Genomic DNA, 23,603 nt, shown 5'->3' on the forward strand with positions numbered 1-23,603 from the left:
AACGAATCGACAGACAGAGTAGAGTGAACCTATGAGTGACTATAAAGCGCCTTTACGTATTGGTGTCGGTGGCCCAGTGGGCTCGGGAAAAACCGCATTGCTGGAAGTGTTGTGCAAAGCGATGAGGGACAGTTACAGCATCGCCGTGGTGACGAATGACATCTATACCCAGGAGGATGCGAAGATCCTGACTCGGGCCCAGGCACTCCCGGAAGATAGGATCGTGGGCGTCGAGACGGGTGGTTGCCCACATACCGCGATTCGTGAGGACGCCTCGATGAACCTGGCGGCGGTAGAGGATCTTGCGCGTCGTCATGGAGACCTGGACGTGGTGTTCGTCGAGAGCGGCGGTGACAATCTCAGTGCCACGTTCAGTCCGGAGCTGGCCGATCTGTGCATCTATGTCATCGATGTGGCAGAAGGGGAAAAAATTCCACGCAAAGGCGGACCGGGCATCACCAAGTCCGACCTGCTGGTCATCAACAAAATCGACCTTGCACCCTACGTTGGTGCCGACCTGGCGGTGATGGAAACAGACACCCGCAGAATGCGTGGCGAGCGCCCCTACGTATTCACAAATCTCAAGGAAGGCAAGGGGTTGCAGGAGATAATCAGCTTCATCGTGCGTCAGGGAATGCTCGATGCGGCCTAGGCCGCGAGTCTAATATGACTTCGACAAAGGAACAGTTGTAATTATTTTACAGGGAAAGCATTATGGTCCTCCTGCCAGTGTATGGGACAACTCGGCGATGAATTTCGCGGGTGGCTGGCGGGGTGACCACGGATTACAAAAATATAAAAACAGGATCCGATTTTATGCTGCTCAAAGCTCCGCTTTCAGCTGGAGTTCTGCCGTCGATACAGGACCGTTGCGGTTATTACCACCGCCACTTTGCGACATCAGAGAGTGTTGCGAGCCGGAGCCTGCCAGTTACTGGAGGGGCCGGCAATGGCAGTTAATCCCCCTCGTTTACATCGCTATCTCTCAGCTCATAGCAAGCTCTCGTTATTGCTGATCGGCTGCATCATCCTCGCCCTGGGCGCGAGCTTTTTGTACACCAATTACACAGCGCGTGATGCGTTTCGTTACGAGCTCGACGATAGATTTAGCTCGCTCCAAACCTATGCAGACGTATTGTTCGATCCGGTCGTTCGGGAAGACGGACGCCAAGTGCTTGGCTTGCTTGAACTGATCAGGAACGATCCCGATGTTCTGAGAGTGGAGGTTCTCGATGCCGAAGTACACTCCGTCGCCAGTAGTGAATCTGAAGAGTATGGCCGGGTGCAGGTCGAAAGCCGCATCGTGGTACCTATCAAAACGCAAGATTTTGATACGGAAGCCGGCTGGTTGGTGGTGGAAGTCGGCGCGGAGAGCTTCTACCAGCAGCAGCATGAGCGAATCAGAGATAGCCTGCTAACCCTGTTCCTGATAATCGCAACAATTGTCCTGTCGTTGCTCATATTTCAGATGCGGGTAGTCAACCGTCCTCTGCAGAACCTGTTGAACTCCATACGCCGATCCCGCGAGAGCGGCGAGTTCGTGCGGGTGAGTGATCGGCTGCCCAACGATGAGTTCGGTATCATTATCAAGGCTTACAATGAACTTCTCGAAGAGGTCGATAGAAAACATCGGTCTTTGAAAGAGAGCGAGTCCCGCTATCGCCATCTCTATAACCAGACTCCGGCCCTGCTGTTCAGCCTTTCGCCTACCGGGGTGATCGACAGTGCCAGCGAGCACTTTCTCAGCCATTTGGGCTACGCGAGCGACAATATTGTCGGCCAGCCATTGAGAGCCCTGGTGTGTGAGGCCAGCGAAAGACCGCGTATCGATCATCTGTTGGTGGAGATATCCACGCGACAGACCGCCCAGGCATACCTGAAAATCCTCAATGCGGATGGTGAAATTCACTCCATGCGTATCGATGCGACACCGCGCCCGGATGGTCTGGGCGCCCTTGGGGTGATGACCGATATCACCAGTCTGGATGAAGCACTGAGTACCATAGAGCGCCAGGCTAACTTCGATGCGTTGACCGGGCTGCCCAACCGCCATTTCTTCAAACTGTTGCTGGATGAACAGCTGTCAGTCGAGGAGATTCGTGAGGAGGGGCTGGCACTACTGTTCGTCGATCTGGACAGGTTCAAGTACGTTAACGACACCCACGGACATCATACCGGGGACAAACTGCTCACCGCCGCCGGCAAACGCATTCAAGCCTCACTGCCAGGTGGCGATTTCGTAGCCAGGCTCGGTGGCGATGAGTTTGCGGTCCTGGTTCATGGAAACACCGATGAAGAGTCGCTGATTCAACTGGCACTACAGCTGATCAAGGAGCTGGAGGGCTCGTTCCTGATCGATCAGTGCACCATGCATATATCGGCATCGGTTGGTATCGCGATCAATCGCGGAGAGTGCAGCACGCCCGATACCTTGCTCAAGAGCGCCGATCTCGCTATGTACCGCGCCAAGTCGGAAGGTCGGGGACGGGCGTGTATTTTCGTTCCTGAAGATGAGCAACGCACCCTGCACCGGGTAAATATCGAATCGATGATACGTGAGTCGTTACTCGAGGGGCATTTTGAACTGCACTATCAGCCCGTAGTGTCGATGGGGCATCAAATGATTGTAGGAGCCGAGGCGTTGGTGCGGTTACGGCATCCAGAACGCGGACTTATGGCCCCGGGTGAGTTTATCGATATCGCCGAGGAAACCGGACTGATTGTACAGCTCGGTGAGTGGGTGCTCGAGGAGGGACTTCGTCAGCTCAGTATCTGGCACCGGGAGCATGCCAGCGCGATCTATCTGTCGATCAATGTGTCTGGCAAGCAGTTACAGGATTACCGTTTTGTCCGTACTCTGGAAAACCTGCTCAGCCGTTACCGGATCAGGCCGGGATACCTGATACTCGAGATAACCGAATCGATGCTGATGCATCACACTGATCATACCCTGGAGGTGATGAACAGGCTGAAACGTCTCGGTTGCTTGCTGTCTATCGATGATTTCGGCACGGGATACTCCTCTCTCAGTTACTTGCAGAAGTTCCCGTTGGATATCCTGAAGATCGACCGGTCATTCGTAACCGATATTGAAAGTAACAAGACGCACCGTGCTCTGGTCACAGCGATCATCACCATGAGCCGGTCACTGAACCTGAGGGTCATTTGCGAGGGAATCGAGACCGCGCAACAGATGGAGATACTGAAAGGTATGCGCTGTCAGATGGGGCAGGGCTACCATTTTTCGAAACCCCTGCCTGCCCACCAGTTCACAACACAGTATCTGCCCGGTTCATATCAGGCGACCTCGGCTAGCTAAAAAAAAAGCCTACCCAAATTGGGCAGGCAGTAATGCCGTGTTTACCGGAGAAACAGGATATTGAGACACCTGTGTTTCCGGTGAAGCCTGTCAAAGCACGATCATGGTAATGCGAATCACTATCATTAGCAATAGTTCATTTTAGTTAAATCATAGCCATACTGTTGCGCTAATATCTTATTCGATACGGTTGCGTCCGTCAGAGTAGGTACGTATATCGGCACTCATCTTACTAGCCTCCGTTTCTGCCCGAACACGCCGCAACTCGCCTGACCGATCTCCATTCAGCGCTAGCCTGCTTTCCGTATTGAGTTCAGTCGGAATATCGACTGTCATACGGTTTCCCCGGCGTGTCTGTTCCGTCGAAATAGCGTCATCCGTCAGTGTCTCATCACCAAAGCGGTTCTCGGTGGGAAGAAGGATAGCTACACAAAGAACAGCAGCAGCCGCTGCCAGGATTCCCTCAATCGCGTACCAACGGCCATGCAGGATCATAGTACTCATGATTGTGCCCCTCAGTGTATTTATTGTGTCTGCATCGGGTTTAAGCGTAGAAGTCGGATCCGGGGGCAACCATCCCTAAAATAGGGGGTAGGGGATTAGGGGGACCGTCAGTCGGAAAGCCCGTGATCTATCGCGATACGTGTGGCTTCGACCCGTGAAGTTACCTTGAGCTTGCGGTAGATCGATTTGATGTGGTCGTTGGTGGTGTTTATCGAGATGTCGAGCGCGCGCGCGATCGCCTTGCGCGATGCGCCTTTAGCAATAAGTGTCAGAACCTCCTTCTCCCGCTCCGTCAGATGCGCTTCAAGTGGCTTTTTGCGACTACCGTTGGTGTTGAAGTAGTTGATTACACGGCTGGCCATCCGAGGCGATAGCGGTAACTGGCCCTCAAGTAGACCTTGTAGATGGCCAGCCAGCTCTACCGGAGACTCCGTTTTCAGCAGGTATCCCTTAGCGCCGTTGCGCAGTGAATCCAGCAGACTTTCGTCGTCATCTGCAATCGTGGCAATGATGCAGATTGTCGAGTCATGCTCCCGGGTAATGAGCTCCAGTATCTCGATGCCGCAACCATCGGGCAGATTGAGGTCCAGTATTGCCAGCCCGTAGGTCGACTGTTTAAGTAGCTGCCGCGCTTCGCCCAAAGACGCGGCACAGTCTACTGTTACCGAGCCGAACGCCCGTTGCAGAGCTATCTGCAGCAGCACGCGGGACTCTTCGTAATCTTCGAGTAGGAGTATTCTATCCATTCTCCGCCTCGGGCAGGTCCTGCTGTGCTTGTGATGGTGGTGCACACTTCAGCCGCAAGGTAAAACAGCAGCCTACCTCCGGTTCTGAATGTACGTCTATCTCGCCCCCTCCGGCTCGAATCAACTTGCGCACATGGTAGAGACCCAGACCATATCCTGAGCGTCTGGTATTGGCCGAATGCAGTCGCGAGTGCTTTTCGAACAGTTTAGTCAGTTGCTCTTTGGGGATACCGATGCCCCTATCCTCCACCTCTACCAGGTCGTAATCGCCCTCCTGCCGACTTCGGATCGTGACCTGCGGCTGCTCATCTTCCGGTGTGTATTTGATCGCATTGCTGACCAGGTTGACCAAGACCTGCTGAAGAGCAAAGCTGTTGAACCACAGCGTTCGCTTGCTGCACTGGATATCAAACTGAGGTTTGCGCTCTGCAATCAACGCATCTAACTGAATTTTGGTGTTGTAGATCAACTCTTGCAGATCGATCGATTCCGCCTGGTCTATTTCGTTACTGGCTCTGGCGAAATTCAGCAGCTCGCGAATAATCTGTAACGCATCTTCAGATGATCGCCGTATCCGCGCTACGTACTGCTGCCGCGCCTGGTGGTTTTCACCATCCGCCTCGATCATTGCGGCATAGGAGTGGATCACAGAAAGCGGGTTCTTCAGGTCGTGTGCGACCAGGTGATCGTAGGCGCGCAGCTCCTCATTGGCAGCCTCGAGCAAAGTATTGGACTCCCGCAGCCGTTCCTCCTTGATCCTAAGCGTGTCCATGACATGGTTGTAGGCCATGCCGATAATGCCCGTTTCGGTGAACTGGTCGGTGGGCGCATCGCTCGACATATTGCCGGTATCGGACTGGTACTTCATAAACGCGATTAGCTCGTACAGCTCGGAACTCGCGCCATGCTCACTGATATTGAGACCGACACTCTCATCTTCACGCGGCACACGGAAGGGGAATACACGGTTTATCGCGCTGATGAACAGGTAGGATGTTCCGAACGCCCAAACGGCAATAAACAGGATGCCCATCAGTTGAGCCTGAATCTGCTCCAGCCGGGACAGGTCGCTGGCTATGATCTCCAGATCGCCAAACAGCCCCACAGCCAACGTACCCCAGATCCCGGCAGCGAGGTGAACCGGCACTGCTCCGACCACATCGTCGATTTTAAAACGCAGCAGCAGCCGCGAGGCCAGTAGGGCGCTTAATGCAGAACCCGCTCCGATCAGCACAGCTTCGAGGGACGACACGCAGTTTGCCGAAGCAGTGATTCCCACCAAACCACCGAGGGCGCCATTGAACAGATCCTCTGCTGAAGGCGATCCACTGCGCTGGCTTATGATCAACAGGGTGATAACCAGCGAGGCGGAACCGGCGATCAGGGTATTGCTGAGAATAATTCCGATATCCGAACTGAAGTTATAGGCACTGCCACCGTTGAAGCCCATCCAGCCGAACCAGAGAATCAACACGCCTAGAGATGAAAGCGTCAGATTGCTGCCCTGGATCTGGCGCACCTGACCATCCCGGCCGAAGCGCCCGATTCGGGGGCCAACGATGATCACCAATGCCAGTGCTACCCAGCCGCCGGTGGAATGCACGATCGAAGAGCCTGCAAAATCATAGAACCCCAGGTCCACGAGAAAGCCTTCACCGTTGTGAATCAACAATCCGCCCCAGCCGGCGTTGACGGCGACGGGGTAGATCAGACCGGCGATTATCGTCACCAATACCGGGTACATGATAAATCGCAGGCGTTCGGCAGCCGCACCCGACACAATGGTGCAGCAGGTGCTACAGAACACGGCCTGAAACACGAAGAACGCGTTGAGATGGTTGTCCGTCGATTGAAACAGGTAGAAGTTACCCGAGACTGCGAAAGGGGCGGTAAAAGGGGCTCCAAAGGCGATAGAGAAACCGACCAGCCAAAACAAAAAGATGGAGGTGGCGTTATCGCAGATATTCTTCAGTGCAACGTTAATGTTGTTCTTTGATCGCGTCAGACCGGTTTCCAGGCAGAGGAAGCCAGCTTGCATGATCCAGACGAGACAGGCACAAAGCAGTACCCAGAATACATCGATGTCGTCGATCGCCATCTTGAATCGTTCCCTGAACACCCCTGTTGTGGTCATCCCCCTAGAATGCAGGTGGCTGTACCCAGAGCATCAGTGTAGACCCTTTTTAACCCTGTAATGTGAGTGGTTAAGATTAAGATGAGCTGTAGTACTCAAACACTGTTGCATTATGCATTTCTGTCGATAGGTGGCGACGTACTGGCGATCTGGCACTGGGGATGCGGCGGCAAGGAACGAAAGAGGGCTGCGGATTGCAGCCCTCTTTTTCGGTGGTTCAGGCAGTGCGGTGGTCGCCGGTATTATTTCGGCAGTTCACCGTTAACGCCTTCAACGTACCAGTTCATCTTTTCCAGCTCTTCCCAGCTCAGTACCTCACCCTCGGCCACCTTGAGCTCGCCGGCCTGGTTATTGATCGGTCCTGCGAAGGGATGAACGCTGCCATCCTTGATACCGGCAATCAGCTCCTCTGCCTTGGCCACGACGTCGGCCGGGATCGCTTCGTTGAATGAGGGGATCACGATCGCGCCTTCCGCCATCCCTTCCACCATCGGAGCGCTCTCCCAGCTTCCGTCCATCACCTTCTGGGTTTCAGCGATATAGTGAGGGGCCCAGTCATCGATAACCGACAGCAGGTGCGCATTAGGACCAAAGCCCGACATATCGGATGCCTGGCCAACAGCGAACTTGCCGCGCCGTTCCGCGGCCTGCATTGCGGCCGGGCTGTCGGTATGCTGCAGGATGACATCCACGCCCTGGTCCATCATCGCGTTGGCGGCATCGGCCTCTTTGCCCGGATCGAACCAGCTGTTGACCCAGATAATCTTCAGTTCGGCCTCCGGGTTGTATTTGTTCAGCGCCAGCTGTACGGCGTTGATATCGCGGATAACCTCCGGAATCGGGAAGGAGGCGATATAGCCGATCTTGTTGCTCTTGGTCATCTGAGAGGCTACGTAGCCGGCCACGTAGCGCCCTTCGTAGGTTTTACCGATGTAGGTCGCCAGATTCTTGCTTAACTTGTAGCCGGTGGCGTGCTCAAACTTCACTTTGGGATACTGCTTGGCCACTTTCACCGTCGGGTTCATGAAGCCGAAAGAGGTGGTGAAGATCAGCTCATGTCCGCTCTGGGCCAGGTTGCGAATCACCCGTTCGGCATCGGCGCCTTCGGGAACGTTCTCGACGTACGTGGTTTTCACCTTATCGCCGAAATGCTCCTCTACCGCCAGACGCCCCTGGTCGTGCTGATAGGACCAGCCGTGATCACCGATCGGGCCGACATAGACAAAGCCGATCTTGAGCGGCTCTTCTGCCGCTACCTGTCCGCTGAGCAGTGCTGTACCCAGTCCTATGCCTGCGGCGATGCCGGTCAGCAGTTTATTGAATTGACGACGTTTCATGCAGCGATCTCCTTTGCGTTGAGCTATCTACCGCCGAGCGGCTTTGGGATATGTTAAGAAACAGTGTCTATTTTTCGCGATCAGCCAGTGGAGTGACGAAGGTATACGCCATGTCCCAAGGGAAGCGGATCCAGGTGTCCTGACTCACCTCGGTGATAAAAGTGTCCACCAGCGGTTTGCCGGCGGGCTTGGCGTAGAGTGTGGCGAAGTGCGCTTTGGGCAACATCTCACGAACGTACTTGGCGGTTTTACCCGTATCCACCAGATCATCGACCAGCAGCATACCCTCACCGTCGCCCTCAACCGACTTGAGAACATTCAGCTCGCCCTGGCTGGCTTCAGTGCCGGCGTCGTCGCTTTTGCCGTAGCTGGTTACACAGACCGTGTCGATCAAACGGATATCCATTTCGCGAGCAAGGATCGCAGCAGGCACCAGCCCGCCGCGTGTAATGGCAATGATCCCTTTCCACGGCCCCTTGTCGAGCAGACGCAGTGACAGGGCGCGGGCGTTGCGATGAAGCTCCTCCCAGGACACCGGGAAATCCATGTGGTAGGGATGGGTCATCTTGTTTCTCCTTGAAGCTGAAAACGACAAATACTAACCAAGTGGTCAAATAATGCTACTGAGATTGCTGCTACCCCCTGTGCCGCCAGACGGCCGGAGTTGTCCCGATCCTTGGCGTTAGGTACTGCTATCCAGAGACGTTGTGCCTTGCTCATAGGTGACTAACCTTTTCCTCAGCCGCTCTTTATCTGAATGGTGCTATATCTCAACTGCTGGCATGGAAGGGTTTGCCCAGCGAGATCGGAGCCAGCAGCCGCGCCCTGATCTGGTTACGCGACAACAACACCAATACCAGGATGGTCGCAGCGTAGGGCAGTATCGCCAGAAGATTGGAAGAGATAGAGAATCCCAGCCCCTGGAATACCAAGTGCAGAATACTGGCCAGGCCGAACAGCCAGGCACCGAGCAGTACACGCTCCACCTTCCAACTGGCAAACACCACCAGTGCCAGTGCGATCCAGCCGCGCCCGGCGCTCATGTTTTCCACCCAGAGGGGAGTGTAGGCGATCGACAGGTAGCCACCTGCGAGGCCCGCCATGGCGCCGCCGAACATTACCGCCAGGTAGCGGGTGCGCATCACCGGCAGACCTATGGCATTGGCCGCGTGAGGGTTTTCACCCACCGCTTTTACCACCAGTCCCGGGCGTGAGGAGCGGAAGAACCAGTACACGGCGATAAACAGCGCGAACGACAGGTAGACCACCGGATCCTGGGCAAACAGCATTTTGCCGATCAAGGGGATCTCACTGAGCAGGGGCAGGGCGATCGGGTCCAACCCGTCGATCGGCTTGCCGACGAACTCGCTGCCGATAAACGCAGATAGCCCGGTACCGAAGATGGTCAGGGCTAGGCCCGTAGCAACCTGGTTGGCGCTAAAGCCCAGGGCGATCAGACCGAACAGCAGAGACATCGCCACACCGGCGAGGATCGCCAGCAGGAAACCGAGCATCAGGCTACCGCTGAGCAGCGCGGCGACGAATCCCACCACGGCACCCATCAGCAGCATCCCCTCCTGCCCCAGGTTGAGCACACCGCTCTTTTCGCAGACCAGTTCGCCGAGCGCCACTAGCAGCAGAGGCGTGCCGGTTCGTACCATCGCGTAGAGAATGTTGGAAAGCAGATCGATATCCATCAGCGAGCAGCCTCCTCTTGGATGGCGATGGTGTCGGCTACCGGTTTCGCCAGTGCCGGAATTCGGATACGGAAGTTGATCAGGACATCGCAGGCGAGTAGGTAGAACAGCAGCATGCCTTGAAACAGGCCGGTCAGCGCAATCGGCAGACCGAGATTGATCTGTGCCATCTCGCCGCCCATGTAGATCAGCGCCATCAGCAATCCGGCCAGCAGGATGCCGAACGGCTGCAGCCGACCGAGAAAGGCTACGATGATCGCCGCATAACCGTAGCCTGGCGAGATCTGCGGCACCAATTGACCGAGCGGGCCGGTAACCTCACCGACGCCGGCCAGACCAGCCAGGGCACCGCTGATCAGTAGCGCTATCCAGGTCAGGCGTTTTTCACGAAAGCCGGCCAGCCGGGCCGCTCTGGCATCCAAACCCAATACCTTGATCTGAAAGCCTAAAAAGGAGCGACTCAGCAGTACCCATATCGCGACCAATGCAAGCAGCGCGAACAGCATGCCGTAATGGACACGGGTGCCCTCGACCAGTGTCGGTAGCAGAGCCGAATCGGAGAACATGGCCGATTCCGGGAAGTTGAACCCCTCCGGGTCTTTTAAGGGACCGTGCACCGCCCAGATCAGCAGGTTCAACGCGATATAGTTGAGCATGATCGTGGTCAGGATCTCGTTGGCGTTGAAGTGGGTCTTAAGCCAGGCCGCCAGCGCCGCCCAGAGCGCGCCGCCGAGCATGCCACTGAGCAAAACTATCGGCAGCACCCAGAATCCTTCGGCGTCGATCAACTGCAGTGCACAGGCACTACCGATCAGACCGCCCATCAGCAGCTGTCCCTCAGCGCCGATGTTCCACACTTTGGCTTTGAATACCACCGACAGCCCGATGGCACAGAGCAGGATCGGCGCTGCCTTGACGAACAGCTCAGAGATACCATACAGATCCGCTACTGGCAGGATCAGCAGGGTATGCAGCGCCTCGATCGGGTCCTGGCCGAGCAGCGCGAACAGAATGGCACCGCTGATAAGTGTCAGCACGCCGGCGAGAATCGGCGACAGCCAGGCCATCAGCTTGGAGTGTTGGCCACGGGGTTCCAGTTTGATCATCATCTATCCTCTTGGCCGCTGCTCATGCACTGATGGTTTCAGCTGTTGCCTGGGGCTCGCTGAAATCGCCGGCCATCCAGCGTCCGACCTCATTGATACTGGTTTGCGGTGTGGCTTTGATCGGCGACAGGCGGCCATGGCACAGGGCACCGATACGGTCCGAGATCTGAAACAGCTCATCGATATCCTCGGACACCACGAGAATGGCGGCGCCCTGGTCGCGGAGCTCGATCAGCGCCTTGTGAATCGCCGTTGCAGCACCGATATCCACACCCCAGGTCGGGTGGGCCGCGATCAACAGCTTGGGCTGTTGCATGATTTCCCGTCCAATAATGAATTTTTGCAGGTTGCCACCGGAGAGGCTGGCGGCATGGGTTTCCGTGCCCGGTGTCTTGACGCGGTAGCGTTCGATAATCTGCTCGGCAAAATCACGGGTCTTGCCGTGAGCGATCAGCCCGCGTTTGACCAGACCCGTCAAAAATCCGGTAAGCAAGGCATTATCTTTAAGGCTCATATCCGGCACCGCGCCACGACCAAGCCGCTCCTCGGGCACGAATGCCATGCCTGCAGCACGGCGCTCGCGTGGCGACAGGTGCCCCACTGCGCCGTGCGGAAAGTGGATCGCATCATGGTTATCGACCTCGTCTTCACCGCTGAGCGCCCCGAGCAGCTCCTCCTGCCCGTTACCGGCTACACCGGCGATGCCGAGGATCTCACCAGCCTGGACATCAAAACTGATCGCTTGCAGGTCGACACCGAACGGATCGTCGCTGAGCCGGGTCAGCCCTCTGACCTGGAGGAAGGGCTCCTGCCCCTGCACCTTGGGATAGTCGGTGCTGATCGGTGTATCATCGCCGACCATCATGCGAGCCAGGCTTTCGGAGCTCTCCTCGGTTGGTACACACTCGCCGGAGACCCTGCCTGCGCGCAGAATGGTGGCGCGGTGGCAGAGTGCCCGTACTTCGTTGAGCTTGTGGCTGATAAAGAGGATGGAACAACCCTCTTCGGCCAGCTGGCGCAGGGTCACGAAGAGTGTCTCCACCTCCTGCGGCGTCAGCACGGAGGTGGGTTCGTCGAGTATCAGCAGCTTGATCGGTTGCACCAGACAGCGCACGATCTCGACCCGTTGACGCTCGCCAACAGATAGTGTGTGTACCTCGCGATCGGGGTTCAGTGCCATGCCATACTTCTGCGATACCGCGCTGATCCGCTCGGCCAGAGAGGGCAGATCACCGGCATCCTCACCCAGGGCCAGCGCGATGTTTTCGGTTACGGTCAATGTCTCGAACAGGGAGAAATGCTGAAACACCATGCCGATACCCAGTTTGCGTGCATGAGCCGGGTCACGGACATCGATCGGCAGACCATCCCAGAGCAGTTCGCCCTGGTCGGGTTTGACCAGACCGTAAATCACCTTCATCAAGGTGCTTTTACCGGCTCCGTTCTCACCCAGCAGGGCATGAATTTCAGCCGCTTCGATGCTGAGATCTATGGCATCGTTGGCGACGCAGCCTGGATAGGTCTTGGTAATCCCGCGCAGCGTCAGACGGGGAGGGGTAATATGTGGTTCAGCCATGGACTCCGCTCTTCTGATTCAACGTACACGCCCCTTGCCTTCATGTGATGACGGATTGCGCGCTCTCTCGTATGCAAAAAGCTGACCATGTGGTCATGTTTATTTTTGTCGGACTCTTTATCCCGCTAAACGGTAAGCAGTGGCAGGCTTGATGCAAAGGCTCGCGATACCTGACTAGCCGGACAATTTTTACGATGCGAATTATACCGGCCTTTAACGCGAATGACTCCACTTCTGACGCAAACCGGCGGGGCGCGTTAGACTCAACTATAAACTAGTATATAAACAGGCATTTAGTGCGCGCTCATCAGCAGATACCTGAGCATTTTTTTCAATCGGGAAGAGACCAGTCCAGATGATCCGCTTTCTATTCAATGAGCAGGAAGTTGTCCTTGATGAGTGTTCCCCGGAACTGACGATTCTTGAGTATCTGCGCACGGTATTGGTGCGCAGGGGCACCAAAGAGGGGTGCGCGTCAGGTGATTGTGGCGCCTGTACCGTGGTTGTGGCGGAACCCGAAGGGGAGCGACTGCGCTATTCGACGCTGAACAGCTGCATCACCTTTGTTGGTACTCTGCATGGCAAACAGCTGCTGACGGTGGAGCATCTGGAGAGTAGTGGCCGGCTGCATCCGGTGCAGCAGGCGATGGTCGACCTGCACGGCTCCCAATGTGGTTTCTGTACACCCGGTTTCATCATGTCGATGTTCGCCCTGTATAAGTCCACCGCCTCGCCTGCGTACGGCGATATCGAGCGGGCATTGGCCGGCAACCTGTGCCGCTGTACCGGCTATCGCCCGATTATTGATGCCGCACTGAGCCTGTCTGGCCAGGGCGGCGAGGACGTTTTCTCGTCGCTTGAATCCGCCACCAGTGCAAGGCTGCGCAAGATCCGCAACGACAATCCGAACGGGTCTCTGCAGCTTGGCGATCGCCGTTTCTTTCTACCCGCGACCTGTGATGAGCTGGTCGCGCTGCTACAGGCTTACCCCGAGGCACAGCTGGTTGCCGGTGGTACCGATCTGGCGTTGAGCGTTACCCAGCAACTTAAGCAGCCAGCAGTGTTGATCTATACCGGAGCTGTGGCCGAGCTCAATACGATTCATGAGACGGAGCACTGCCTGCAGATCGGCGGAGCCGTCAGTTACAGCCGGCTTGAACCTCAGCTTAAACGACACTATCCAGAGTTCGGTCTGCTGCTCGACCGCCTCGGCTCCCTGCAGATCCGTAATCAGGGTACGTTAGCCGGTAACGTCGCCAATGCCTCGCCGATTGGCGATACACCCCCGGTACTGCTGGCCCTGGGGGCAAAGCTGCACGTGCGTAGTGGTAACCGATGCCAGGCGATCGAGATCGATGACTTCTTTACCGGCTACCGGCAGACCGCGCTGCCAACGAGCGCGTTCATCGAACAGATCGAGATCCCACTGCAGCAAGATCGTCTGCTGAAAGTGTTCAAGGTCTCCAAACGCCTGGATGACGATATCTCGGCGGTTTGTGCAGCATTCAACCTGAGGTTGGAGCAGGGGGTGGTGACCGACGCGCGCCTGGGTTTCGGCGGTATGGCCGCGGTACCTGCCCGAGCGCTTAATGCGGAGCGGGCGCTGATCGGGCAGCCGTTTACCGAGAATGGCGTAAGGGCCGCGCAGCAGGCGCTGGCGCAGGACTTTTCCCCTATCGATGATGTACGCGCAACCGCCGAGTATCGGCTTATCGTTGCCCGTAACCTGCTATTAAGAGCGGTACTGGAGCAGGACCAGCGCTTTACTGGCCAGCCCCTGGAGGTGGTTCAGTATGCATGATTCCGCACCCCTGACCGACAGCACGACGAACACCACCGGCGCGACAGGCCTGCCGCGCGCGCACGAAAGTGCGACCAAGCATGTCTCCGGACAGGCCACTTATGTGGACGATATTGTCGAGCCACGCGATACCCTGTATGCAGCGGTTGGCGTCTCCAGCATCTCGCGTGGCCATATTCGTTCGCTTGATCTCAGCGGCGTATGGGCCAGCGAGGGAGTGGTCGACCTGCTGGAGCTTTCCGATATCCCCGGACACACCGATATCGGTCCGGTATTCCCCGGCGACCCGCTGTTAACGGCAGACGAAATTCGTTTCGTGGGGCAGCCGATATTTGTTGTCGCCGCAACGACTGAACTCCAGGCGCGTCGCGCGGTGCAGCGTGCCGTGATCGAATACGAAGCCCGTGAACCTTTGCTCGATGTGACACGGGCACTGCAAGAGCAGGCGTTCGTGCGGCCCTCTCATAGAATGCAGCGGGGTGACGCGCCTGCCGCGGTTGACGACGCGCCGCTAAGGCTGGACGCCGAGCAGCATCTGGGCGGCCAGGAGCATTTCTACCTCGAGGGCCAGGCGGCGTTAGCGGTACCGGCCGAGGATGGCGGTATGCTGGTGTACAGCTCCACCCAGCACCCCAGCGAGGTGCAGAAGTTGGTGGCCGAGGTGCTTAACGTGCCGGTCAACCGTATAACGGTCGATATGCGCCGTATGGGCGGAGGCTTCGGCGGCAAGGAGACCCAGGCAGCACCTTGGGCCTGTCTGGCCGCGTTACTGGCCAGTAGCACGGGAAAAGCGGTCAAACTGCGGTTGCCGCGTTGCGATGACATGCCGATGACCGGCAAACGCCACCCGTTCTACAACCGGTATCGGATCGGCTTTGACCTGCAGGGACGTCTGCTCGGTGCACAGATCACGGTCACCGGCAACTGCGGGCATTCACCCGATCTGTCGGATGCGATTGTCGATCGTGCCATGTTTCACGCCGATAACGCCTACTATATTCCGGCGGTCCGCATCGATGGTCACCGCTGCATGACCCATACCGTATCCCACACCGCATTTCGTGGCTTCGGTGGACCGCAGGGGATGATGATCATCGAGCGCGCCATGGACGATATCGCCAGAACGGTGGGCCGGGACCCGCTGGATGTGCGCAAGCTTAACCTGTACGGCGGACCCGGGCGGGATCTGACGCCCTATCATCAACAGGTCGAGCACAACCTGCTGCCGGAGCTGATCGAGCAGCTGGAGGTAAGCAGTGACTACCGTCAACGGCGCAACGAGATACGCGAGTGGAACCGGTCCAACCCGGTACTTAAGCGGGGGTTGGCGTTGACGCCGGTGAAGTTCGGCATCTCCTTCACCGTGCAGCACCTGAATCAGGCCGGGGCTTTACTGCATATCTATACCGATGGCAGCATCCAGCTGAATCACGGCGGCACGGAGATGGGGCAGGGACTGCATACCAAGGTGTTACAGATTGTGGCAGAGACGCTGTCGGTGGCGCCGGAGCGGATCCAGATCACGGCGACCCGTACCGATAAGGTACCCAATACCTCACCGACCGCTGCATCCAGCGGTACCGATCTAAACGGACAGGCGGCACGTAATGCGGCATTGGAGCTGAAACAGCGGATCGCACTCTGCGTCGCAGAACAGAAGGGCGCCGAAATCGGCGCTGTACGTTTTGACAACAACCGGGTGCACTGGAGCGACAGTGACTCGATCAGCTTCACCGAGGCCGCTGAGCTTGCCTATCTGAACCGGGTATCGCTGTCGGCCACCGGCTACTACCGTACGCCGAAGATCTGGTATGACCGTGAACAGGCTAAAGGCCGGCCATTCTTCTATTTCGCCAACGGCGCTGCCGTTTCCGAGGTGGTGATCGATACGCTGACCGGAGAGTACCGGGTACTGGCCGTCGACATCCTGCACGATGTGGGGCGTAGCCTGAACCCGGCAGTGGATATAGGCCAGATCGAGGGCGGCTTCATCCAGGGTATGGGTTGGCTGACCACCGAGGAGCTGAAATGGAATGCGCAGGGGCAGCTGGTCAGCAACAGTCCGGCCAACTACAAGATTCCGGCGATCAGCGATACGCCCCCCCGGTTCAAGGTCGAACTGTTCAAGCGCGACAATGCGGAGGAGACCATCTATAACTCCAAGGCGGTGGGTGAGCCCCCGTTCATGCTGGCGATATCGGTCTGGTCGGCACTGCGTGATGCCATATCGAGCCTGGCCGATTACCGTATCAGTCCGGACCTGGACACGCCCGCAACCCCGGAACGGGTGTTGCGCGCAGTTATGGCCACCCGTGACGCAAGCAGCGGAGGCCTGAAGCAAGCCGATGGAGGAGAGCCATGATCAGTTGGGGCGAAGCGCTGGCAGAGCTGCAGCGCAAGGGTGAAGCCTATGTCATGGTCACGCTGATCGGCACTCGCGGCTCTACACCAAGGGAGAGTGGCAGCAAGATGATCGTCACCGCGGAACACAGCTTCGACACCATCGGTGGCGGCAATCTGGAGTTTCAGGTGATCGGCCATGCCCGCGAACTGCTCTGCACCGATAGCGACAGTCAAAGCCTCGAGCAATACCCTCTGGGTGCAAGCCTGGGCCAATGCTGCGGCGGTCAGGTTTCGGTACTGTTCGAGCACTTCGCCGCTCGCGGAAACTCGCTGCTGGTGTTCGGCGCGGGACATGTGGCGAAGGCACTGGTGCCGATTCTGGCCGAGCTGCCGCTGAGGATCCGCTGGGTCGATAGCCGTGAACAGGAGTTCCCGTCACCGCCGCCGGAGCGCGTTACCATCAGCATCAACGATGATCCAGTCGAAGAGATAGAGCAGGCCGCTCCGGGGCACTGGATACTGGTGCTGACCCACAACCACCAGCTCGACTTTGAGCTGACCGAGGCGGCGCTGAATCGGGGCGATGTCGGCTATCTGGGCGTGATCGGTTCAGAAACCAAGGCACGCCGTTTCCGCCAGCGACTGGCCCATCGCGGCTTTTCCGAAGCGCAGATCGAGCAGATGATCTGCCCCGTGGGAATGCCGGAGATAGGCGGCAAAAGACCGATGGAGGTTGCGGTTTCGATCGCGGCGCAACTGATCTCTCACTACCAGTCGCGCATCGCGGCGACACCCAAGCGCTCCGGCGTCGAGTGGCGACAACTGCAGTCCCTATTGGCTCTGGATGCTGACTCGGCTGATCCAAACAACACTCAATCAGATTCGATATCAACCAGGAATCGGAATGACACTTGAACAGCTTAATCAGCTTGGCCCCGAGGCCTGTATTGATACCCTGCGCCGGTGCTGCGTCAGCACCCGCTGGCTTGAAGGGATGGAGGCTGCGAGGCCCTTTGCGACAGGTGATGCGCTCTATGACAGCGCCGCGCGTATCTGGTCGGAACTGTCGATGCCCGATTATCTTGAGGCGTTCGAAGGGCACCCCAAGAGTGGTGACCTTGCATCCTTGCAGGCCTGGTATGCCGATAGCAAAACGCAGGCCGCCGCTGAACAGTCAGCTGCCGTCGAGGCCAGTGAACAGGTGCTGAGCGCGTTGGCCGAAGCCAACCGGGAATATGAGGCCCGTTTCGGCTTCAACTTTATCCTCTGTTCCAGCGGAAAACCCGCACAGGAGATGTTAACTCTGCTCAACCAGCGCCTGGACAATGATCTGATCAGCGAACTGGCGATCGCTGCCGCCGAGCAGGCCAAAATTACGCGTCTGCGACTGGAGCAGTTGCTCGATGAGCAGTGATAAAGCGATCCGTGGCCAGCTACTCTACTTCGTCGATGATCCAGCAACGGCCGGGGAGGCCGCCTGGGTCTACCATGCAGACGGCATCATCTGGATCGAGAGCGGGCGAATCAGGCTCGCTGACGATGCACAGCAGGTGCTGCCGCATCTGCCAAGGGGAACCGAGATTGACGTGCTCGAGCATCACCTTTTGGTGCCGGGCTTTATCGATACCCATATCCACTACCCGCAGACGGAGATGGTGGCCGCCTACGGCGAGCGCCTGCTCGAGTGGCTGGAGACCTACACCTTTCCGGTCGAGAGCAAGTTCAGCGACCCGGACTATGCCGCTGAAATCGCCACCATCTTCCTCGACGAACTGCTGCGTAACGGCACGACGACGGCGCTGGTATTCGGCACGGTACACCCCGAATCGGTCGATGCCTTCTTCAGCGAAGCGCAGCGGCGCAAGTTGCGTATGATCGCCGGCAAGGTGATGATGGACCGCAACGCACCCGAGTATATCTGTGACGAGGCGGAGCAGAGCTACCGGGACAGCAAGGCGCTGATCCAGCGCTGGCACGGGATCGACCGCCTGCAGTACGCGGTGACACCCCGTTTTGCCCCGACCAGCAGCGACCGGCAACTGGCGCTGGCGGGTCGCCTGCTGCGCGAACACCCCGGCCTCTACCTGCATACCCACCTGGCGGAAAACCCGGAGGAGTGCGCCTGGGTGGCTGAACTGTTTCCGCATTCGAAACACTACCTGGATGTGTATGATCGGGCCGGACTGCTGACCCGGCGCAGCGTATTTGCGCACGGGATTCATCTCTGCGATGACAGTTGCAAACGGCTCAGCGACACCGGGGCGGCCATCGCGCACTGCCCAACCTCGAACCTGTTTCTGGGCTCCGGCCTGTTCGAACTGGACCGGCTGACGGAGCGGGGGGTCAATATCGGCATGGGTACCGATGTCGGTGGCGGCACCAGCTTTTCGATGCTGCAGACGCTGGCCGATGCGTACAAGATTCAGCAATTGCGGGGGCGTAAGCTCGATCCGTTTCGCGCGCTCTACCTGGCCACGCTCGGTGGTGCCAGGGCGCTGGACCTGGAAGATAAGATCGGTAGTTTCCGCAGCGGATGCGAAGCGGACCTGGTCGCGCTGGATCTTCACGCGACCCCGTTCTTGAAGTTCCGCACCGCTCGCTGCCGCAGCCTGTTTGAGATGCTGTTCGTGCTTAACACCCTGGGCGACGACCGAGCGATCGCCAGAACCTGGATACTGGGTGAGGTCGCCCACAGTAGGGAGGTATAGTGATCGATGCGCAACTGACCGCCTATCTGTCTGACTGGCTGAGCCTGCTGCTGCGGTTCCTGCACGTGGTCACCGCCATCGCCTGGATAGGCGCGTCGTTCTATTTCGTCTGGCTGGATAACGCCCTTGAGGAACCGCCGAAGTGGAAAAAGGATAAAGGGATCAAGGGCGATCTCTGGTCGATTCACGGCGGTGGGTTCTATGAGATCGCCAAATACACCCTGGCACCTGAGGCGATGCCCAAACACCTGCACTGGTTCAAGTGGGAAGCCTACTCCACCTGGATCACCGGCGCACTGCTGCTGACGCTGCTCTATTACGTCGGTGCCAACAGTTATCTGATCGACCCCAGTAAGGCGGATCTAACCCCGTGGCAGGCGATCGCTATCGGCGTCGGTTCTCTGCTCGGCGGCTTTCTGATCTACGAAGCGGCGGTACGCTCGCCACTGATCAATCACGGCCTGACCTTCGGCCTGGTCATGCTGGTGCTGGTTACGTTGTTCGCCTGGGGCCTGAATCAGCTCTTTGGTGCCCGTGCTGCCTACATCCATGTCGGGGCGCTGATCGGTAGCTGCATGGCGGGTAATGTGCTGCTTGGCATCATGCCGGCACAACGGGGACTGGTAGAGGCGGTCAAACGCGGCGTCGAGCCGGATCCCAAGCCGGCGCTGATCGCCAAGCTGCGCTCAACCCATAACAACTATGCGACCCTGCCGGTGCTGTTCATCATGCTCAGCAACCACTACCCCATGACCTATGGCCACGAGTATGGCTGGCTGATCCTCGGTGCGCTGGCTCTGATCGGCGGCTGGGCGCGCCACTTCTTCAACCTGCGTCACCGTGGCATTGTTAAGCCCTGGATCCTGGTTTCCGCGCTGCTGGCGTTTTGTGTACTGTTGATTCTGGTGCGACCGGCTCCGGTAGCGATATCGAATTCAGGCGAGGCATTGACGAATACCGAGGCCGTTGCGCTGGTACAGAAGCGCTGCGCTACCTGCCACAGCGCGACACCAACGGATAAGGTGTTTACCGCAGCGCCATCCGGCATCATCTTTGACAGAGAGGATCAGGTCAGGGGGTTAATCGACCGCATCGAGGCGCGTGCGGTACTGACGCACGACATGCCATTCATGAACAAAACCGGCATGACGGACGAGGAGAGGGCCAAACTGGGCGGTTGGATCGCCCGTCAGCGCCAGCAGCATTAATAATCAGCGGCTAGCGATCCGCTCGATCAACGCTCTGAATACACGCAGATGATCCTCCATGGCGCGCGGATCGCCGTTCTGGCGTAGCAGCTCACCACCGCTCTCTGCGATCGAACCGATCAGCATCAGATTGTCAGCCATGCCGAACGCTTCCACATGTTGCTGTTCGCCATCCCAGCCCGGCTCCACCTGCTCGACGCGCTCGCCGTAGTCACGGCTATCCAGTGTATAACCCCAGACAGGCTTGCCCTGAGCGCGCATGTAGCCCATCTCGAACGCAGTGCCGCCGTCCAGCCCAGGGCCGCGGAAAGGGGTCATATTGGCCACGATCAGGTCGCAGCGGTTCATCAGATCGATGTCCGCGCGGTAGATCGCGAGGCCCGACTGATAGGGGCTCAGGCCGGTAAGATCCACGTTGCTGTCCAGCGGGAACAGCCCATCAAAGCCATACTCGGCACAGATCGCCGCCTTGGCCTGACCCAACTCCTTGGCATCACGGCGGAACACATCGGGCCCGGCCAGATAGATCTTCAGGCTCATTTAGTGATACCGCATCCTTTGAGGATGATATGGGTGAGGGTGTCGGTGGCGTTCTGGTAATCGGCGTCGTCGAGTTCCTCCTTGCCCAGTGCCGCTTTTATCTGTACCGCGAAATCGGCGTAATGCTGAGTGGAAGACCAGAGCAGGAAGATAAGGTGCTCGGGGGTTACGGCCGCATCGATCTTGCCTTGCTCGGCCCAGGCGCGGAACACCTCGGTACGCCCCTTGAACCAAAGGTTGTAGTCCTCGCGGAAGTACTCCTTCATGTTCGGTGCGCCGTTTACCAGCTCGGAGGCGAAAATTCGTGAGGCTAGCGGATTCTCCGCTGAAAAGCGTATTTTACGGGCGATATAGTGTGACAGAACCTCGTACGGATCGTCGTCGGGGGTGATGGCGTTCAGCGTGCTGTCCCACAGCGCAATAATGTCGCTGATCACCGCCATGTACAGGCCGAGCTTGTTTTTGAAGTAGTAGTGGATGTTGGCTTTGGGGAGTTGGGCGCGCTGTGCAATATCGTTCATACTCGCACCCTTGAATCCTGCGGCGGCGAACTCGATTTCAGCGGCTCGCAGGATAATCGACTCGTTCTTTTGACGAATACGCCCGGCCGGCCGGCTGGTTGTTTCGGTATCGATTTTAAACAGCATCTAATACTCGCTCCGGAAAACCCATCTTGCACACAGTATAGGAACACATTCTCACGTGTGTTCTCCCACGGACAGTGGGGCATTATACGCAAAATGGCCACGCGAACATGGCCATTTTGGTTATGAGCTTATGCCTCTTTACTTTGTGGCTCCGCGGTCTCCGGTTTACCCTGGTCTTGCCGTTTGCTCGGCTCAGGCAGGAATAGGGTCAGCAGTATCGCGGCAAGACCGCCGCTGGTAATGGCAGAGCCAAAGAGATTCTGTACCAGGGTCGGCATCTTCGCCAGCGGCTCCGGTGCCAGAATGACGCCGAGGCCGATGCCAAAGGAGACTGCCATGATCAGCATCTTGCGCCGGTCCAGCTGCTCCGTAGCCAGAATCTTGATCCCGGCAGCGGCCACGGTGCCGAACATGACCAATGTCGCCCCACCCAAAACAGGTTTGGGTATCTGCTGCAGCACGGCACCGATAACCGGGAATAATCCCAGTATTACCAGCATGGCACCGATGTAGTAGCCCACGTAGCGGCTGGCGACGCCGGTCAACTGAATGACTCCGTTGTTCTGACTGAACGTGGTGTTCGGAAAGGTATTGAAGATCGCCGCAAGCGCTGAATTCAAACCATCGCCCAATACACCGCCCCGAATTCGGCTGATGTAGACCGGCCCTTTGACCGGCTGCTTGGACACGATGGAGTTGGCAGTGAGATCGCCGGTCGACTCTATCGCGGTGATCAAGTAGATCAGAGCGATCGGCAGGAATGCCGCCCAATCAAAATCGAACCCGTACTTGAACGGGATAGGAATGCTGATGAGCGGTGCACTGATACTGGCGAAGCTGACCTTGCCAAGCGCGATCGCAGCGATAAATCCAACGCCTAGCCCAATGATGATGGACGACAACCGCAGCCAGGGGTTGTTGGAGCGATTGAGAACAATGATCGTCAACAATACGCCAAGCCCCAGCGCCAGGTTAGCGCCGCTGCCAAAGTCCGGCGCATTGAAGCCGCCGGCCAAGTCGGTCATACCGACCTTGATCAGGCTGATCCCGATGATGGTGATGACAATGCCGGTTACCAGCGGTGTGATCACGCGTTGCAGCCGATGGATGAACTGGCTGAGAAACACCTCGATGAACGCCCCGAAAAAGCAGACGCCGAAGATCAACGACAGCATCTCGTCCGGGCCGCCCCCTTTAGCCTTGGCGATGAAGCCGGCTGCCAGTACCGAGCTGAGAAACGCGAAGCTGGTACCCTGCACGCAGATCAAACCCGCACCAACACCGAAGGGTCGGCGCGCCTGGATAAAGGTGCCGACACCCGATACCACCAGGGACATGCTGATCAGGTAGGGCACTTCGGAACCAAGCCCAAGTACTCCGCCGATGATAAGCGTGGGCGTGATTATGCCAACAAAACTGGCCAGCACGTGCTGGAGAGCAGCGAAGGTCGCCTCCACGGGGCCGGGCCTGGCATCAAGAGGGTAGAGAAGCTCGGAGTCTGTGGTATCAGACGGCATAGGCGATTCTCCTTGAGATCAAAAGCCTTCGTGGTATCCGGTTATTAACTTCATTCATATCAATCAACTTTAGTCTGCGGTTTATATCGAATCACTTGGAATGGACCAAAACCGTCTGAGCGGTTAAGTCGCGCTGAACGAAAGCAAAAACCTGACCAATTAGTCATGTATCGATTCGGTCTTTTAAAATCATCTTTAATATCAATGCAAAAAGGCAGATATATAATCTGATTTATAGGAATAGGAATGACCCGGCTGGCGGCAAAATAGGAGGTGTTTGCTTTATATTTGTGCCTTCAGATCCTTGCCTTCCACTACAAACCAGATGGTGTATCTTTTGTACGTAATATGTATCGACGACAATTTATCTTGCTCACACCGATTCAGTGCCGGTCCGTTAATTGCAACAGCCATCATCAT

The 23,603-nt window shown here is 57.4% G+C and carries 19 protein-coding genes; 8 read left to right on the plus strand and 11 right to left on the minus strand.

From position 1 onward, the window contains the following. Nucleotides 1-31 precede the first annotated feature (31 nt). Nucleotides 32-652 (plus strand): urease accessory protein UreG, encoded by a 621-nt coding sequence (gene ureG / locus IEX40_RS08975; RefSeq protein WP_188747410.1) that lies wholly within the window; start codon nucleotides 32-34, stop codon nucleotides 650-652. A gap of 297 nt (nucleotides 653-949) precedes the next feature. Then, nucleotides 950-3,319 (plus strand): putative bifunctional diguanylate cyclase/phosphodiesterase, encoded by a 2,370-nt coding sequence (locus tag IEX40_RS08980; RefSeq protein WP_188747412.1) that lies wholly within the window; start codon nucleotides 950-952, stop codon nucleotides 3,317-3,319. A gap of 177 nt (nucleotides 3,320-3,496) precedes the next feature. Here IEX40_RS08980 and IEX40_RS08985 read toward each other — a convergent pair whose 3' ends face one another. From IEX40_RS08985 to IEX40_RS09020, 8 genes are all read right to left on the minus strand, one after another. Then, the gene (locus IEX40_RS08985) at nucleotides 3,497-3,823 is read right to left on the minus strand and encodes a hypothetical protein (protein WP_188747414.1); all 327 of its coding nucleotides are present in this window, start codon (nucleotides 3,821-3,823) and stop codon (nucleotides 3,497-3,499) included. A gap of 107 nt (nucleotides 3,824-3,930) precedes the next feature. Beyond that, a complete protein-coding gene (locus IEX40_RS08990; protein WP_188747415.1) occupies nucleotides 3,931-4,569 on the minus strand; it encodes a LuxR C-terminal-related transcriptional regulator in 639 nt (212 codons plus the stop codon). After that, nucleotides 4,562-6,667: an ammonium transporter gene (gene amt, locus IEX40_RS08995; protein WP_188747417.1), complete on the minus strand. Its 2,106-nt coding sequence runs from the start codon at nucleotides 6,665-6,667 to the stop codon at nucleotides 4,562-4,564. Before amt ends, IEX40_RS08990 begins: the two co-directional genes overlap by 8 nt. Before the next feature lie 278 nt (nucleotides 6,668-6,945). Continuing rightward, nucleotides 6,946-8,040 carry a BMP family ABC transporter substrate-binding protein gene (locus IEX40_RS09000; protein WP_188747419.1) on the minus strand — a complete coding sequence of 365 codons (1,095 nt, stop codon included), beginning with the start codon at nucleotides 8,038-8,040 and terminating at the stop codon, nucleotides 6,946-6,948. Between the two features lie 67 nt (nucleotides 8,041-8,107). Then, nucleotides 8,108-8,605, minus strand: coding sequence for a xanthine phosphoribosyltransferase (gene gpt / locus IEX40_RS09005; RefSeq protein ID WP_188747421.1), 498 nt, complete (start codon nucleotides 8,603-8,605; stop codon nucleotides 8,108-8,110). A gap of 205 nt (nucleotides 8,606-8,810) precedes the next feature. Next, on the minus strand, nucleotides 8,811-9,737 hold the full coding sequence (locus IEX40_RS09010; protein WP_188747423.1) for an ABC transporter permease: 927 nt from the start codon (nucleotides 9,735-9,737) through the stop codon (nucleotides 8,811-8,813). Next, nucleotides 9,737-10,843, minus strand: a complete 1,107-nt coding sequence (locus IEX40_RS09015; protein ID WP_229680682.1) for an ABC transporter permease — start codon at nucleotides 10,841-10,843, stop codon at nucleotides 9,737-9,739. Before IEX40_RS09015 ends, IEX40_RS09010 begins: the two co-directional genes overlap by 1 nt. A 22-nt stretch (nucleotides 10,844-10,865) precedes the next feature. Continuing rightward, nucleotides 10,866-12,419 (minus strand): ABC transporter ATP-binding protein, encoded by a 1,554-nt coding sequence (locus tag IEX40_RS09020; RefSeq protein WP_188747427.1) that lies wholly within the window; start codon nucleotides 12,417-12,419, stop codon nucleotides 10,866-10,868. Between the two features lie 355 nt (nucleotides 12,420-12,774). Between IEX40_RS09020 and xdhA the strand changes: the two genes are divergently transcribed. The 6 genes from xdhA to IEX40_RS09050 are packed head-to-tail and all read left to right on the plus strand — an operon-like array spanning nucleotide 12,775 to nucleotide 20,479. Next, nucleotides 12,775-14,220: a xanthine dehydrogenase small subunit gene (gene xdhA, locus IEX40_RS09025; RefSeq protein ID WP_188747429.1), complete on the plus strand. Its 1,446-nt coding sequence runs from the start codon at nucleotides 12,775-12,777 to the stop codon at nucleotides 14,218-14,220. Further along, nucleotides 14,213-16,582: a xanthine dehydrogenase molybdopterin binding subunit gene (gene xdhB / locus IEX40_RS09030; protein ID WP_188747431.1), complete on the plus strand. Its 2,370-nt coding sequence runs from the start codon at nucleotides 14,213-14,215 to the stop codon at nucleotides 16,580-16,582. Before xdhA ends, xdhB begins: the two co-directional genes overlap by 8 nt. Continuing rightward, on the plus strand, nucleotides 16,579-17,478 hold the full coding sequence (gene xdhC / locus IEX40_RS09035; protein WP_188747433.1) for a xanthine dehydrogenase accessory protein XdhC: 900 nt from the start codon (nucleotides 16,579-16,581) through the stop codon (nucleotides 17,476-17,478). Before xdhB ends, xdhC begins: the two co-directional genes overlap by 4 nt. Then, the gene (uraD, locus tag IEX40_RS09040) at nucleotides 17,468-17,977 is read left to right on the plus strand and encodes a 2-oxo-4-hydroxy-4-carboxy-5-ureidoimidazoline decarboxylase (protein ID WP_188747435.1); all 510 of its coding nucleotides are present in this window, start codon (nucleotides 17,468-17,470) and stop codon (nucleotides 17,975-17,977) included. Before xdhC ends, uraD begins: the two co-directional genes overlap by 11 nt. Further along, on the plus strand, nucleotides 17,967-19,271 hold the full coding sequence (guaD, locus tag IEX40_RS09045; RefSeq protein ID WP_188747437.1) for a guanine deaminase: 1,305 nt from the start codon (nucleotides 17,967-17,969) through the stop codon (nucleotides 19,269-19,271). Before uraD ends, guaD begins: the two co-directional genes overlap by 11 nt. Then, nucleotides 19,271-20,479, plus strand: a complete 1,209-nt coding sequence (locus tag IEX40_RS09050) for a urate hydroxylase PuuD (protein ID WP_229680665.1) — start codon at nucleotides 19,271-19,273, stop codon at nucleotides 20,477-20,479. The genes guaD and IEX40_RS09050 overlap by 1 nt, the downstream gene beginning before the upstream one ends. 3 nt (nucleotides 20,480-20,482) lie before the next feature. Here IEX40_RS09050 and IEX40_RS09055 read toward each other — a convergent pair whose 3' ends face one another. From IEX40_RS09055 to IEX40_RS09065, 3 genes are all read right to left on the minus strand, one after another. Further along, nucleotides 20,483-21,019 (minus strand): nucleoside 2-deoxyribosyltransferase, encoded by a 537-nt coding sequence (locus tag IEX40_RS09055; RefSeq protein ID WP_188747439.1) that lies wholly within the window; start codon nucleotides 21,017-21,019, stop codon nucleotides 20,483-20,485. Then, nucleotides 21,016-21,666 carry a TetR/AcrR family transcriptional regulator gene (locus tag IEX40_RS09060; RefSeq protein ID WP_188747441.1) on the minus strand — a complete coding sequence of 217 codons (651 nt, stop codon included), beginning with the start codon at nucleotides 21,664-21,666 and terminating at the stop codon, nucleotides 21,016-21,018. The genes IEX40_RS09055 and IEX40_RS09060 overlap by 4 nt, the downstream gene beginning before the upstream one ends. Nucleotides 21,667-21,794: 128 nt before the next feature. Then, nucleotides 21,795-23,183, minus strand: coding sequence for a uracil-xanthine permease family protein (locus tag IEX40_RS09065; protein WP_188747443.1), 1,389 nt, complete (start codon nucleotides 23,181-23,183; stop codon nucleotides 21,795-21,797). Nucleotides 23,184-23,603 lie beyond the last annotated feature (420 nt).

It is taken from the genome of Marinobacterium zhoushanense (assembly GCF_014641945.1).
In the GTDB taxonomy this organism is placed as follows: Bacteria; Pseudomonadota; Gammaproteobacteria; order Pseudomonadales; family Balneatricaceae; genus Marinobacterium_D; species Marinobacterium_D zhoushanense.